This window comes from Caldibacillus thermoamylovorans, from assembly GCF_000751775.1.
GTDB lineage: Bacteria > Bacillota > Bacilli > Bacillales > Caldibacillaceae > Caldifermentibacillus > Caldifermentibacillus hisashii.
In genome coordinates this window covers 48,731-62,479 of the sequence record NZ_CCRF01000038.1, presented here as the reverse complement: position 1 = coordinate 62,479, position 13,749 = coordinate 48,731, and the positions used below count along the sequence as shown (strand labels likewise).

The 13,749-nt window shown below is 37.6% G+C and carries 12 protein-coding genes; 2 read left to right on the top strand and 10 right to left on the bottom strand.

The features are described from left to right. Positions 1 to 29 precede the first annotated feature (29 nt). On the bottom strand, positions 30 to 1,046 hold the full coding sequence (locus BT1A1_RS05480; RefSeq protein ID WP_051989022.1) for an ABC transporter ATP-binding protein: 1,017 nt from the start codon (positions 1,044 to 1,046) through the stop codon (positions 30 to 32). Then, positions 1,043 to 2,071: an ABC transporter ATP-binding protein gene (locus tag BT1A1_RS05475; RefSeq protein WP_034768904.1), complete on the bottom strand. Its 1,029-nt coding sequence runs from the start codon at positions 2,069 to 2,071 to the stop codon at positions 1,043 to 1,045. The genes BT1A1_RS05480 and BT1A1_RS05475 overlap by 4 nt, the downstream gene beginning before the upstream one ends. 1,125 nt (positions 2,072 to 3,196) lie before the next feature. Between BT1A1_RS05475 and BT1A1_RS05465 the strand changes: the two genes are divergently transcribed. After that, complete coding sequence (locus tag BT1A1_RS05465; RefSeq protein ID WP_051989021.1) at positions 3,197 to 3,988, top strand: TerC family protein; 792 nt, start codon at positions 3,197 to 3,199, stop codon at positions 3,986 to 3,988. A 91-nt stretch (positions 3,989 to 4,079) separates the two neighbouring features. Here BT1A1_RS05465 and phoU read toward each other — a convergent pair whose 3' ends face one another. The 7 genes from phoU to BT1A1_RS05430 all read right to left on the bottom strand — a co-directional run bounded on the left by phoU (position 4,080) and on the right by BT1A1_RS05430 (position 9,963). Next, complete coding sequence (gene phoU / locus BT1A1_RS05460; protein WP_034768902.1) at positions 4,080 to 4,739, bottom strand: phosphate signaling complex protein PhoU; 660 nt, start codon at positions 4,737 to 4,739, stop codon at positions 4,080 to 4,082. Between the two features lie 96 nt (positions 4,740 to 4,835). Next, positions 4,836 to 5,630, bottom strand: a complete 795-nt coding sequence (gene pstB, locus BT1A1_RS05455; RefSeq protein ID WP_051989026.1) for a phosphate ABC transporter ATP-binding protein PstB — start codon at positions 5,628 to 5,630, stop codon at positions 4,836 to 4,838. A 43-nt stretch (positions 5,631 to 5,673) separates the two neighbouring features. Then, positions 5,674 to 6,498: a phosphate ABC transporter permease PstA gene (gene pstA, locus BT1A1_RS05450; RefSeq protein WP_034768900.1), complete on the bottom strand. Its 825-nt coding sequence runs from the start codon at positions 6,496 to 6,498 to the stop codon at positions 5,674 to 5,676. A 2-nt stretch (positions 6,499 to 6,500) separates the two neighbouring features. Further along, entirely contained in the window at positions 6,501 to 7,400 is a 900-nt protein-coding gene (gene pstC / locus BT1A1_RS05445; protein ID WP_034768899.1) for a phosphate ABC transporter permease subunit PstC, read from the bottom strand. 48 nt (positions 7,401 to 7,448) lie between these two features. Next, complete coding sequence (locus BT1A1_RS05440; RefSeq protein ID WP_034768897.1) at positions 7,449 to 8,285, bottom strand: phosphate ABC transporter substrate-binding protein; 837 nt, start codon at positions 8,283 to 8,285, stop codon at positions 7,449 to 7,451. A 538-nt stretch (positions 8,286 to 8,823) separates the two neighbouring features. Continuing rightward, positions 8,824 to 9,414: a nucleoside 2-deoxyribosyltransferase gene (locus tag BT1A1_RS05435; RefSeq protein ID WP_034768895.1), complete on the bottom strand. Its 591-nt coding sequence runs from the start codon at positions 9,412 to 9,414 to the stop codon at positions 8,824 to 8,826. A 93-nt stretch (positions 9,415 to 9,507) separates the two neighbouring features. Continuing rightward, positions 9,508 to 9,963, bottom strand: a complete 456-nt coding sequence (locus BT1A1_RS05430; protein ID WP_034768893.1) for a YrvL family regulatory protein — start codon at positions 9,961 to 9,963, stop codon at positions 9,508 to 9,510. Between the two features lie 526 nt (positions 9,964 to 10,489). On the opposite strand from BT1A1_RS05430, the gene BT1A1_RS05425 reads away from it, so the two are divergent. Then, on the top strand, positions 10,490 to 11,980 hold the full coding sequence (locus BT1A1_RS05425) for an amidase (protein WP_034768891.1): 1,491 nt from the start codon (positions 10,490 to 10,492) through the stop codon (positions 11,978 to 11,980). A gap of 111 nt (positions 11,981 to 12,091) precedes the next feature. Here BT1A1_RS05425 and BT1A1_RS05420 read toward each other — a convergent pair whose 3' ends face one another. Continuing rightward, a complete protein-coding gene (locus BT1A1_RS05420; protein ID WP_034768889.1) occupies positions 12,092 to 13,747 on the bottom strand; it encodes an ABC-2 family transporter permease in 1,656 nt (551 codons plus the stop codon). Positions 13,748 to 13,749: the final 2 nt, after the last annotated feature.

The following is a 13,749-nucleotide window of genomic DNA, read 5'->3' as shown; positions in this document are numbered from 1 at the left end:
TTTCTCCCCCTTAATAATTTTTGCTTTTGCTAATTGTAAAGAATACATGCTACTTGATGCCCCGGCCTCACCTCCTTTAAAGTCGGTTTAGCTATTGAACACTCTTCTTTTGCCATCGGACATCTCGTATGGAATGGACAACCGGATGGCGGGTTAACCGGACTTGGAACGTCACCTTTTAAAACGATGCGTTCTTTGCTTTTTCTTGGGTCAGGTTCAGGAATGGCCGATATTAAGGCTTGTGTGTACGGATGCAGCGGTTCATTGTAAATCGAATTACGGTCAGCAATCTCCACGATGTTTCCAAGATACATAACGCCAATCCGATCACTCATATGTTTGACGACACTTAAGTCGTGAGCGATAAACAAATATGTTAAGCCAAAATCTTTCTGTAATTCTTTTAATAAGTTTAATACTTGGGATTGTACAGAAACGTCCAGCGCAGAAACCGGCTCATCGGCGACAATTAATTTAGGTTTCAGCGCTAATGCCCGGGCAATTCCGATCCGTTGACGCTGACCCCCGGAAAACTCATGCGCATATTTTTCATAGGCATCTTCCGGAAGTCCGACCCGATTTAACAGGTCCATAACTTCTTCTTTTAATGCTTTTTTGTTTGACTTACCAAAGTTTTTTAAGGGTTCAGAAACAATGTCACCAATCATTTGCATTGGATTGAGGGAAGCGTAAGGATCTTGGAATACCATTTGGAAATCTTTTCTTGCTTCACGCAATGCCCTGCCTTGTATATTTGTTATATCTTTACCGTCAAATATAATTTGCCCGTCTGTCGGATTGATGAGGCGCAGGATCGTTCTGCCCGTTGTAGATTTACCACAGCCTGACTCACCTACTAATCCTAAAGTCTCCCCTTTTTTTATTTCAAAAGAAACATCATCCACCGCTTTGACATTGGCAACCGTCCTTCTGAAAAATCCGCCTTTTACAGGGTAATAAGTTTTTAAATTTTTAACTTCTAAGAGAGTTTTAAAACGATTTTTATTACTGTTTATGGTCGTAAGTTTTGGTTGTGCGTTATTCATTGTACGTTCATCCCCTCCTTAGGCCTGCTCGTTTCATATAGTAAACAAGCTACCTCATGTCCTTGTTCAGTTTCAGCCAATTGTGGAGTGACAAATGAGCACTCCGGCATCGCATGTGGACAGCGCGCAGCAAATTTACAACCAACCTTTGGCATATTTTTCAACGAAGGTACGATTCCTTTAATAGACTCAAGTACTTCTCTATCTTCATCCATTTTTGGAATTGCGCCCATTAATAGCTTCGTATATGGGTGTTTCGGATTGTAGAATAAAGTATCCACATCGGTTCTCTCAACAATCTTACCGGCGTACATGACGATAACATCATCACACATTTCTGCAACAACGCCTAAATCATGGGTAATTAGAATAATCGCCATGTCATTTGCACTTTGAATTTCTTTCAGTAATTCGAGAATTTGGGCTTGTACGGTTACATCAAGTGCAGTCGTAGGTTCATCTGCAATGAGGAGCTTAGGTTGACATGCAATCGCCATCGCGATCATGACTCGTTGCCTCATGCCCCCTGATAATTGATGCGGATATTCGTCAACAATTTTATCCGGGCGGGAGATTCCTACACCTTTCAACAATTCAATTGATTTCTGTCTTGCTTCCTTTTTGGAAATTTCCATATGATTTAACAATACTTCTTGTAATTGATAACCAATGGTAAATACGGGATTTAATGAGGTCATCGGTTCTTGGAAAATCATTGCAATGTCTTTTCCGCGAATATTATTAATCTCATTCTCTGACATTTTCACCAGATCTTTACCGTCAAATAATATTTCGCCGCTGCGAATTTCACTAATTCCTTTTGGAAGAAGCCTCATTACCGATAGTGACAACACACTTTTTCCACATCCGGATTCACCAACAATTCCGACTACTTGGCGAGGCTTGACGGTAAATGATACGTTATCTACGGCATTATAATATTCACGATCAATTTTGAAGGCTGTTTCTAAATGATTAACCTCTAATAATGGTGCTTTTTTAGATGCATGGGTTAATTTGCTCATAATACACCTCTATCTTTTTGAATGATGATTCAGTTATTTTTTTTAAAGTATAAATTTCTGGCAAGGATGCCAATTAGTTGGAAATTTAAGATTTAAGTAAGTGCACAAGGAAAGTTTTTGTTACAGCCGATAAAGTTTTTCGGTGAACTATGCATCAATGGTCGTTTAAGAAAGTAAACGTTCGGTTGTATTTACTATCTGAAGAGTGAAAAAATAACATCCATACTTTGACAAGTCTTATTGCATGATCCGGGTGATTTTCTTATAGAATAAAAAAGTTTAAAAATAAGGTGGAAAACTTGGATTAGCCTTATTGTCCGGTTCCGGGCGCCTTCTTTAGAAAAGATACGATTCACCCATTGACATCACCTCTAGTTCAAAAAATTGACTGATTATATTACAGGTATTATTACTAATTTAATATGTAATTAGCATTTTTATGAATAATAGTTTTATATATCTTAATTCTAATTATATGGAAAAATTATTATTTTGCAATATAATATTTTGGAAATATATAAATATTCTTGTTTTGATTTGTTTTTGGTAGTTAAAAAGGGATAGGAAAAATGACCGCATAAAAATAGGGGAATGATTAGCACCGAAAAAAGTTATGGGAAAATTAACGCAAGATTTACTTTTACCATATTTACCATGAGATATAAAAATTATACAAAGAGCCGACAGGAATTCGGCTTTCTTAAGTTTAGTAATCAGGCGAAAAAATTCGGCAGTAAAATAAGGGGCCTTCAACAGGAGGGAAAAATCAACCCTAATTATTTATAAGCAAAAGTGATTGGAGAATTTTTAACTTGAAAGTTCTGAAGTTCAACAGTTTTTTCTATAATTCAACAAGTCTTTTACACTATATAAATCGTGTTAACTCATAAAAAATTATAAAAAAGTATTGAATTTCATCCGGTAAATTTGTTATAGTTTTTGATATAGTCTTTTACCTAAAATCAAAGGGGAGTAGTTTTTACAATAAAGCCGTCATTACATGGGTGGACCCCATCGGTTTTATTGGCAACCTTGCGTTGTTAACAAGACCTTTGAATTATGAAATTTACTCATAATTCAAAGGTCTTGTTCGTTTATCATAATTAAATCACTTGGAGGTAGAAAATGGATTTATCACTGTTTTTACAGTATGGCTCAGTTGTATTAATATTAGTAGTATTGGAAGGCTTGTTATCAGCTGATAATGCTCTAGTATTAGCAGTAATGGCAAAAAGTCTACCTAAAGAGCAACAGAAAAAAGCTCTAAATATCGGTTTAGCATTCGCATTTGCTTTCCGGATTGGTGCAATTTTTATCATTTCATTTTTATTTAATGTATGGCAAGTCCAAGCAGCTGGTGCAGCCTACTTGATTTTTTTAGCAATTAAACATTTTATCAAAAATGACCATAAGGAGAAAAAGGTAAAAGAAAAGAGCTTCAAAGGTGTTGTCACTCAAATCGCTTTTGCTGATATCGCATTTGCCATTGACTCTATTTTGGCGGCCGTTGCATTAGTAATTGCCCTTCCAGCGACAAGTTTCGGTCATATTGGTGGAATAGATACAGCGCAATTTATTGTCATCGTATTGGGTGCACTTGCCGGTCTAATCATTATTCGGTTTGCATCAGCTTTATTTATCAGATTACTGACCGATCGTCCCAGTCTGGAATCAGCAGCGATGTTAATTGTCGGATGGGTCGGTGTCAAATTGGCGGTTCATACATTAGCCCATGATGCGGTTCATCTCATTCCTCATTCATTTGTTGAAGGACCAATTTGGAACTCGATTTTCTGGGTTGTCATGATTTCGCTTGCTGTCGGCGGTTGGTTTTATTCGGGATCAAAACAAAAAGAAACTCCATTCCATAATGAAACAACTGCCAATATAACGAAAAAAGAGAAACATAGTATATAAAAGTTAATGTCCCTTATTGTTTTCATTAAAAACAATAAGGGACCAATTCTTGAGATACTATAGATACCGCTGTAACCGTCCTCAATTCAAGTTATGGATTTAAATCATACTTCTTCCCTTTTATTAAATAAGCAGCACTTTCAGCAATGTTCGTAATATGATCAGCCGTTCTCTCAAGGTGGCGGTTAACCAGGATTAATTGCACAAGCTGGTTTGTTTCTTCAGGATGTTCACTTAAATAAGCGCTAAGTTTTTTATAATTGGCATCACTAAGGTCGTCAATTTGATCATCCATATCCCCTACTTCTTTGGCAAGGCTGATATTTTCCTCAAAAAACGCTTGTAACGATTTCTCCAACATGCTGATACATCTATTCTTCATAGATTCAAGATCTGTTAAATGAATGAGCGAATGAACATTTCCGATCTGGATGGTTGACTTTGCAATATTCACCCCAAAGTCAGCAACACGTTCTACATCTGTAAGAATTTTTATCGCGCCGATAATCTTTCGTATATCTCTGGCCACCGGTTGCTCTTTAACAATTAACCATATCGCCAATTGGTCAATTTCATTTTGCATATCATCAATCTCATCATCATCTTCAATCACCCTTAAAGCCAGCTCAATATCTTGATTTTGAAGCGCAATAAATGACTTTTCTATTAACGTGCCTGTCAGTTCCCCCATCTCCATCATTTTTTCTTGCAGTTCCTGTAAACTACTATCAAAACTTTCCCGAACAACCATTTGAAACCTCCTCGATTCTTTTTTGCCCTTTTTCAATGCCCTCTAATTTTGCGGCTGTTTTGCTCACGAGACACGTTCTCACGCTGTAAGACAGGATCATCCAAAACGACCAGTTACATAATCTTCTGTTCTTTGGTCACTTGGCATGGAAAAGATTTTGCTTGTTTCATCAAATTCGATAATCTCACCGTTTAAGAAGAAGGCTGTTTTATCCGATACCCGTGCCGCCTGTTGCATGTTGTGCGTTACAATGACAATCGTATAGTCCTTTTTCATTGCCGCGATCAATTCTTCAATCTTCAAAGTTGAAATCGGATCTAACGCGGAGGTTGGTTCATCCATTAAAATCACATCCGGCTTCATCGCGATTGCCCGGGCAATACAAACTCTTTGTTGCTGACCACCCGAAAGTCCAAGAGCGGAAGATTTTAACCGATCCTGTACCTCATCCCAAATCGCTGCACCACGAAGACTGTTTTCAACTATTTCATTTAAAATAGCCTTATTTTTAATCCCTTGCATTCGTGGACCATACGCGACATTATCATAAATACTCATTGGAAACAGATTCGGCTTTTGAAAGACCATACCAACCTTCGTGCGCAATTTAATAACATCATTGGATTCATATATGTTTTCATCATCAATAATAATTTTGCCGCTAATTTTTACTCCTTCAATCAAGTCATTCATCCGGTTTAACGTTCGCAAAAACGTTGACTTCCCGCATCCGGATGGACCGATTAATGCCGTTACTTCTTTTTCTTTAATATCAATTGATACATCAAAAAGAGCCTGTTTTTCACCATAAAATAAATTCAAATTCTCTACATGAATTTTTGTTTTCGTTTCAGGTGTTTCTGTTACGGTTGACTTTTCATCTTTTACCATTTTTGGTTCCAGTATTGTTGTATACATACCCCAGTCTCCTTTTTTAATAATCGGCTTTATTCAATTTTTTTGAGATCCATGTGGCGGAAAAATTAAGTATTAAAATAATCGCAATAAGAATAATGCCAATTGCTGCTGCGAGCTCAATATCTCCGGCTTCTTGTGTGACTAAATATGAATGGACAGTAAGCGTCCGTGCTGATGAAAAAATACTTTCCGGCATGGCAGCTACCGTTCCAGCTGTTAAAAAGATGGCGGCAGATTCACCGATTATCCGTCCCATGGAAAGAATAATTCCAGATAAAATTCCCGGCATGGCACTCGGCAAAATTACTTTATATAAAGTTTGCAGTTTTGTTGTTCCTAAAGCCAACGAACCTTCCCGATAGCTTTGCGGCACCGTCTTTAACGATTCTTCTGTCGTTCGGATAATGACCGGTAAAATAATTATGGTTAATGTCAGGGACGCTGCAATAATGGACATTCCTAATTTTAAAGTCGTTACAAAAAACACCGCCCCAAACAAACCATATATAATTGATGGAATTCCAGTTAAGCTCTCGGTCGCAAAACGAATGATTCTGACCATTCTTCCTTGTTTGGCATATTCTTGCAAATAAACAGCTGCGAGTATGCCAATCGGGGTCGCGATAAGTAAGGAAATGACAATTGTGTATATCGTTGTCACCACCATTGGCCAAATTCCACCCCCGCCTGATGGGGAATAATCACCAAAAATAAAATCAAAGCTGATAAGTCCAATTCCTTTGTAAAAAATAAAGCCAACAATGGTTACGAGTACTGCAACTGTAAGGAAAGCGGCAAACCATAATAGCCCCAGTAAAATAAGATCCTTAAGCTTTCTCAAACTTAATTACCACCTTTCGAACTGATTCTTGCCAGCACAAAATTTAATAATAAAATAAAGGAGAATAAGACGATCCCGGTGGCAAACAACATTTCTTGATGGGTCCCAAAGGCATAACCCATTTCTAATGCGATATTCGTTGTTAAAGGCCGGATACTGTCAGTCAAGCTGGTTGGGATAATCAAACTGTTTCCAGCCACTAAAATTACTGCCATTGTCTCACCAATTGCTCTTCCCATTCCTAAAACAACGGCCGTCATAATACCTGATTTTGCTGATGGTACAACAACTTTAAAAATTGTCCCAATCTGGGAAGCACCTAAAGCCAATGAACCTTCCCGGTATGATTTTGGAACAGCCCGGATAGCTGTTTCCGCAACAGTAACAACGGTCGGCAACATCATGATGGCTAAAACGAGAATAACGGCGATTAAACTCTGTCCTTTTATTAAACCGAGCTGATTTTGCAAAAAAGGAACGATAACGGCCAGCCCAAAAACGCCGTATAAAACAGATGGAATACCCGCCAACAGTTGTACTGCCGGCGAAATTATTTTTGCGATACTTTTCGGAGCAATCTCTGCCAAAAAAATCGCGGTAAATAAACCGACCGGAACCCCAATGATAAGGGCACCAATTGTAGCGTAAATGGAAGCAACGATCATAGGAAAAATGCCAAATTGATTTTCACTTGGAACCCAATCGTTGCCGAACAAAAAATCAACGATACTATATCCTTCCCCAATAAACGGCTTGGACCCTTTAAAAAACACAAATCCAATAATAAGTAAAAGGCTAATAACAGAAAGAAGTGCACAAAACAGGAAAACTTTCCCTGATAGTTTCTCCATAAAATACTTTCTTTTATTTGATTTTTCTCTTTTTACAGGTAAGGTTGACATTGTTTACTCCTCCGTGGTTGCTAGTACGAATGTTGCTTTATCTTTTGGTTACATTTTTACAGGGATCGCTCCTGTTTCCCTAACAATTTTTTGACCTTCCGAGCTTAATATAAAATCGATAAATTTTTTCCCTTCATCGGAAAGATTTTCCTCTTTATGAACAAATAAAAATGGACGGGACAGACTGTATTTTTGCCGGAGAACATTTTCTGCTGTTGCCTCGACACCATTAATACTTACTGTGTTTATCGATTCATCAATATATTCAAACGAAATAAATCCAACTGCATGTTTGTTTGTTGCAACGGTTGTTTTAATATTTCCGTTTCCGCTGGCAATAATGGAATTTCTGACCAATTCTCCGGATGAATAACCGACAATTTCTTGGAAAGCGTCACGGGAGCCTGAGCCATCTTCACGGGAAACAACAACAATTTCCAGATCATCTCCTCCAACCTCTTTCCAGTTGGTAATTTTTCCTGTAAAAATATCCTTTACTTGTGTTATTGTTAAATTTTTAACATGATTACTTGGATGGGTGACAACAACAATTCCGTCATAAGCAATCACCGTTTCCTGTAAACTCGCCTTCTCTTCCTCCTTTAAATCGCGGGAAGACATACCGATTTCCGAAACACCATTTACGGCATTGGTAATTCCTGCAGATGAGCCAATCTGGTTAATTTCTATATTTACATTGTTCTTCTCTTTATATTTTTCAGCTAATTTCTCTGCTAGTGGTCCGACTGAAGTAGAACCGGAAATGGAAATTGTAGCAGCATTTCCATTTGTTGTTCCTGATTTTTCTTCATTTTTTCCACAAGCGAATAATATAATTGTTAAAACTAGGGTAATAAGAACCATTCCTTTTCTTTTATCTATCATTTGAAAACCCCCAAGATGCACAAATTGCACAATGCTCATTTATATTCTCTCTAATTTAGAGAATAATTATGTTTTGTAAATGAGCTATTAAGTGAATGTAAAGGTTTTGTAAATTTTATTAATAGATTTGTTTGGAGTGAACAGCTATCGGCAATAATATCCCCGGAACTGTCCGGATCGATAAAGTATTTTAAATTATGTCTTGATGATTAGTTACCCAAGAAAATCCCCTGATAATATCACACAAGATTTGGAAGAACAGAATGTCTAACAAAACAGCTCTATGGAACATTTCGAGTGGAAAAATATGTAAAAATGTCCCATAGAACGGCTCTATGGAACAAAATTAGAAGAAATACAAATCGAAATGTCCCATAGGATTGACCGAATCACATTCTATGGGACAAAATCGTCGGAAATTGGGGCTGAACTGTCTCATAGAACGGCTCTATGGAACAAATTTGCTATTCAAATTAGATGATTTTGGTATGTACTGATTATTTTTAATTCAGGTCGTTAAACTATCCTTATAAGTCAATCATTTATGTTCTTTATAACTTTTAAAGAAAAATTGAAAACAGTCATATAAAGTTTCACCTATATAATCAGGTAATCCGGCTGTATAGGAATTCATATAAATTGCTTGGTTTTCTATCCCTTTTTGTTCCGGATTCGGAATTGTTAAACTGCGAATATCGTCCAATATCGCCACACTGGCCCAATATTTTTCCGGATTGGCCTTCCGCATATAAGCAAACCGACCACACTCGGCACTAAGTCCGCTATCTTCCGGAATAGTAAAATGACTTAACATAAATTGGCATTGTTCTAGTTGCTGATTATCACCGTCTGCAATCATCGCATTCGTAATTAAATGATTTGCATCTTTTTTGTTAATCTCATCATTATGTTGCGGCAAATAATAATCTAAGTGAACCGCTTCACACAAATCCGCCAGCAATTCTAATCCTAGTCGGCCAAAATCATTAAACATCTGACCGCTGCCAAGATACACCTTTGCTTCATGGTGGAAATCAAAATCGTTAACTAAATCTTTAATACGGTGCTTTTCCATAAATTGAGAGAGCATTTGTTGAAAATGATTGAGTTGAATCGACTTTGTCTTCATGGAACTTCTCCTTTTCTTCCTACATTATGTAAAAATCAAAAGTCAATAAATATAGTAACACAATCATCTAGGAAAAAAGTAAATTTTATTTTATTATTCCTTTTTGTCTTTTTTATTTTCAAATGCTTCTTCAATAATAAAGAATACAATCACAACAACAATTTCAGTCATTAGTGGAATGGTTATCGATTCCATTACATCATCTACTGTATGGAGAGCAATCCAGGAAAAGAGACAGTCCAAAATCATCCGGGTAACAAATAAATTAAATTTGTTTGTTATATATGTTGATAGTAAACCAAAAAGCAGAATCGATAGGAAATCTAGAATAAGAGCGACTATAAAATATACAACTGCAAAAAGAATTAGTGACTGAATCGATTCATAATGAACGCCAAAGATGTGAAATAGTCCGGCAAAGCCAAAAAAGAAAATTCCAATTATAAAGGAAAGTGCCAAGACTACAAGAAGGATCAATGATACAATAACTAAAATCTTTTCAAAAGGCTTCAAATCAGAAAAAGAGTCGTTTTCTTTATGTTTATTCATTTATACTATCCCTTCTGTTGTCGTATTATCGTTCTTCACATTGTTCTTCCAAATCGTCTGATCGTTCGTTTAAAACTCGGTCCGCACAATATAATATAACCTTATTAGTTGATATTTTTTAAGGAAAAATACGGTTCATCGGAAGCTAACTAATTTAAAAGTTTTAAATAATTTTATCCTCTCCCTTTATAAAAGTCATTGTTTATGTATATATAACGAAAATACGGATTAAATGTAAGTTGGTTTCACTTTTCCCATAAATTTGTTTAACCGTTAAGGTAGAATAAAAACTTTAAATAACAGTAGAAGGTGTGAATTGCTTGATTATCGGGCGATTTCATATTAGTCAGGCAAGTGTTCGTTTTCATTGGGAACATAAGCCAGAGAGGGACAAATAATTTCTCTAAAATTTGCTTTGATTGAGTTTTCATTTATATGCAAATTCACCTTCCTTTAAAAAGTAATGCATTTCCCTTACAATTGAACTGGAAAGATTTTTCAAAAATGCAAGATGGGGGAAAAATATATGGACAAGCATGAATATATGGCTTTGGACGGGATTGGTCTTGCCCAATTGGTGAAACGAAAGGAAGTATCACCTAAAGAATTAGTTGAAGCCGCCTTTAAACGGTTAGAGGAAGTTAATCCAACGCTAAACGCGGTCATTCGTACACGGAAAGAAAAAGTATTTCAAGAAATAGCTGAACTCCGGATTGGCGAGCAAGAATTTGCCGGGGTTCCGATTGTGTTAAAAGATATATCTCAAGCTGTTAAAGGTGAGCCGTTAACATCCGGTTCCAAACTGTTTCTTGATAATATCGCCAAACGCGACTCCAATTTTGTTGCACGGCTCCGGAAAGCCGGGTTCCTTTTTATCGGTCATACAAACACGCCGGAATTTGGTTTAAAAAATATTACCGAACCGGAAGTCCACGGTCCAACACGGAATCCATGGAATACCGAATATTCTCCAGGAGGATCGAGTGGTGGTTCGGCTGCCAGTATCGCTTCAGGGATTGTTCCGATTGCCGGCGCAAGTGATGGCGGCGGTTCAATTCGGATTCCCGCTTCCTTTACAGGACTATTCGGTTTAAAACCGACAAGGGGAAGAACTCCGGTTGGACCCGGTGTCGGCCGGCAATGGCAAGGGGCCTCGATTGATTTTGCCTTAACAAAATCTGTTCGAGATAGTGCTGCCCTTCTAGATCTTTTGCAAACAGTACAACCGGAAGCAGCCTACCAAACACCGTTATTCCCCGGCAAGTTTAAGGACGTTGTTGAAAAGCCGGAAAAGAGAAAATTCCGGATTGCGTTCACAACGGAGTCACCTGTTGGAACCCCTGTCAGTGAGGAGGCACGTCTAGCCGTGAATAAAACTATCAAATGGCTGGAAGAACAAGGTTATGAAGTAGAAGAAAAAGCAAATAATGTTGATGGAATCCGCTTAATAAAAAATTATTACATCATGAATTGTGGTGAAATGGCCGGAATGGTAGCGTCAATCGAGGAGGCACTCGGAAGGCCAATTACTGTGGGGGATATGGAAATTGTTGCCTGGGTTTTGACCGTCGCAGGAAAATCGGTGACTGCAGCTGATTATACTAGAAGCCTTGATGAATGGGATGTGGCCGCAGCACAAATGGCTGAGTTTCATCGTACATATGATCTTTATTTAACCCCTGCCACAGCAAGCGCAGCACCGAAAGTAGGCGAACTCACCCAGACAGAAAAAGAAATTGCCGAACTAATGAAAGTTGGTGAGCTGACTAAGGTCGAACAGCAAAAACTTGTCTATGATATGTTCGAAGCCAGTCTTACTTACACCCCGTTCACTCAACTGGCGAATCTAACCGGTCAACCGGCAATGAGTGTTCCGGTTCATTTAACTGCTGGCGGACTTCCCCTCGGTGTCCAGTTCATGGCGCCAAAAGGAAAAGAAGACTGGCTCCTACAACTTGCCGCACAAATAGAACAGTCTGAACTATGGATAGGGATGAAAGGGAATCCGTTGCTTTGAAACACCCCGGGGAGGGTCTCTACTTCAAATTTGGATGACAGACCCTCCAAATCTTTTAGTTAAGTGAACTAGCTTTTATCAACCTTATATTTTCCACAAATAAATACATGATTACACACGGACATTTTTCAACTTCAAGCCTATCGCCCATCTCCCCCCAAAAATGAGGGCCACCGCCAAGACAATCATATATAAATATTTTCCAAACGGAAGATATAAGCTTAAATAATGCAAACCAAAGAACGGTAAAATGAGGAGCATGAGGCCAAAAATATACCAAGAATCACTTTCTTTCGCTGCCTCAAATGGTTCAGAAAACGGCATGGTAATTTTTCTGAACAAAAAGCAAATTAAGGTGTACAGACACGATGTTAAAAAGACAATGACCAAATCCGGTATAATACGAACGCCAAATATAGCGGCAAAAATCACGCTTAACAGGACATAGATAGGAACGTACAACCTGACCAGAAACGCCTTTAATGTCCCGCTAATGATCATTTCCATATTTTGGACTGGAATCACTTGAAAAATCCAGGCTCCTTTATATTTGCCGGAAAAACTTAGCATTAGTACAACAGACGGAATGACAATCATTGCAAAATAGATGGAAAGATACAAGTTGCTTGCAGCTGTTTCGGCAAAAGGTTGCGAGGCGATTTGGTTAAAAAATAGGATAAATGGAATAACAATTGAAAACCCAAGCGATGGGTAGACTCTTAACTTAAAATCGCGTTCCGTTTTCATCATGATGCCGGCAAAGCAAAAAGACGCGCGTTCCGTTTGGTCTCGGCAAATCAGTTTCAGCAAACTTTCTCCAATTTTTCCTCGTTTCTTTTCTTTTTGCGCTTGAAGTGCTGACAGTTTTTCCAAGCTTTTTTCAAATGAAGGTATCAACCGAAGATAAAGGAGAAAGGAAGCAATTGGGATCAGTACAGCAAAAACACTGAGAACAACCATTGTCGGACTGAACACGTGATTTAAAAACATTTCATAAGGTGCTGCAAACCAGATTGGCGGAATAAAAAGATGCCACCATTTTGGAATAAAAACAATATCAAGATTAACAAGCTCAAATGAACGCACAACAACTTGATAGCCAACCATAATCGAGAGCGAAAGTATTATTTGTACATAGTTAATTATATCCTTTAGTTTCTCACCGTCGAAAAACTTTAAAATTGCCATATAGATCAGCGCCGTGATGACAACAATAAACATATTTAGTAAAATTAATTCAATTACAGTAATAAGGAAAAAGATCGCGCCGTGCCGAAATAAACCGGCCAGCACCGGAATCCCGACAAGTGCAGCAGTTAATAACAGCAAATAAAACATAACATGAACATTTTTCGCCATATTAATTGTTTTTCGGTCAATTGGTCTTGTGTATAAAATATTTTTATCGCGAATATCCAAAAGCACCGTTGAAAAATCCGATACCATCGTCGTCATCACCATAAACATGATGATCCCGAAAATCAAACTCATTTGAAATAAATAATTCCCGCCTAAAAAAATAAACGGCAGCAAAAATAAACTCATCAATAAGTAGACCCATAACGATTTGATGAATCCATTGCTTTCTTTTTTCACGGTCCCGTCTTTTTTCTTATTTTGGTTGAAGATCGTTGGGACTCTACGCTCATCCATAATCATCTTCACTTGTAAAATTTTCCTCATTACCGAATAATTAACACCCATGCGGTCAAAAAACCATTGCAACTTGTCCAACACTTTTAATCTTTTAAAATCTCTCGTCTCCATTA

Coding starts and splice junctions, on each gene's coding strand:
- BT1A1_RS05480 (WP_051989022.1), bottom strand. CDS start 1,046: ATGAATAACGCACAACCAAAACTTACGACCATAAACAGTAATAAAAAT.
- BT1A1_RS05430 (WP_034768893.1), bottom strand. CDS start 9,963: ATGAATAAACATAAAGAAAACGACTCTTTTTCTGATTTGAAGCCTTTT.
- BT1A1_RS05420 (WP_034768889.1), bottom strand. CDS start 13,747: ATGGAGACGAGAGATTTTAAAAGATTAAAAGTGTTGGACAAGTTGCAA.
- pstC (WP_034768899.1), bottom strand. CDS start 7,400: ATGTCAACCTTACCTGTAAAAAGAGAAAAATCAAATAAAAGAAAGTAT.
- BT1A1_RS05435 (WP_034768895.1), bottom strand. CDS start 9,414: ATGAAGACAAAGTCGATTCAACTCAATCATTTTCAACAAATGCTCTCT.
- BT1A1_RS05465 (WP_051989021.1), top strand. CDS start 3,197: ATGGATTTATCACTGTTTTTACAGTATGGCTCAGTTGTATTAATATTA.
- pstB (WP_051989026.1), bottom strand. CDS start 5,630: ATGGTAAAAGATGAAAAGTCAACCGTAACAGAAACACCTGAAACGAAA.
- BT1A1_RS05440 (WP_034768897.1), bottom strand. CDS start 8,285: ATGATAGATAAAAGAAAAGGAATGGTTCTTATTACCCTAGTTTTAACA.
- phoU (WP_034768902.1), bottom strand. CDS start 4,739: ATGGTTGTTCGGGAAAGTTTTGATAGTAGTTTACAGGAACTGCAAGAA.
- BT1A1_RS05475 (WP_034768904.1), bottom strand. CDS start 2,071: ATGAGCAAATTAACCCATGCATCTAAAAAAGCACCATTATTAGAGGTT.
- BT1A1_RS05425 (WP_034768891.1), top strand. CDS start 10,490: ATGGACAAGCATGAATATATGGCTTTGGACGGGATTGGTCTTGCCCAA.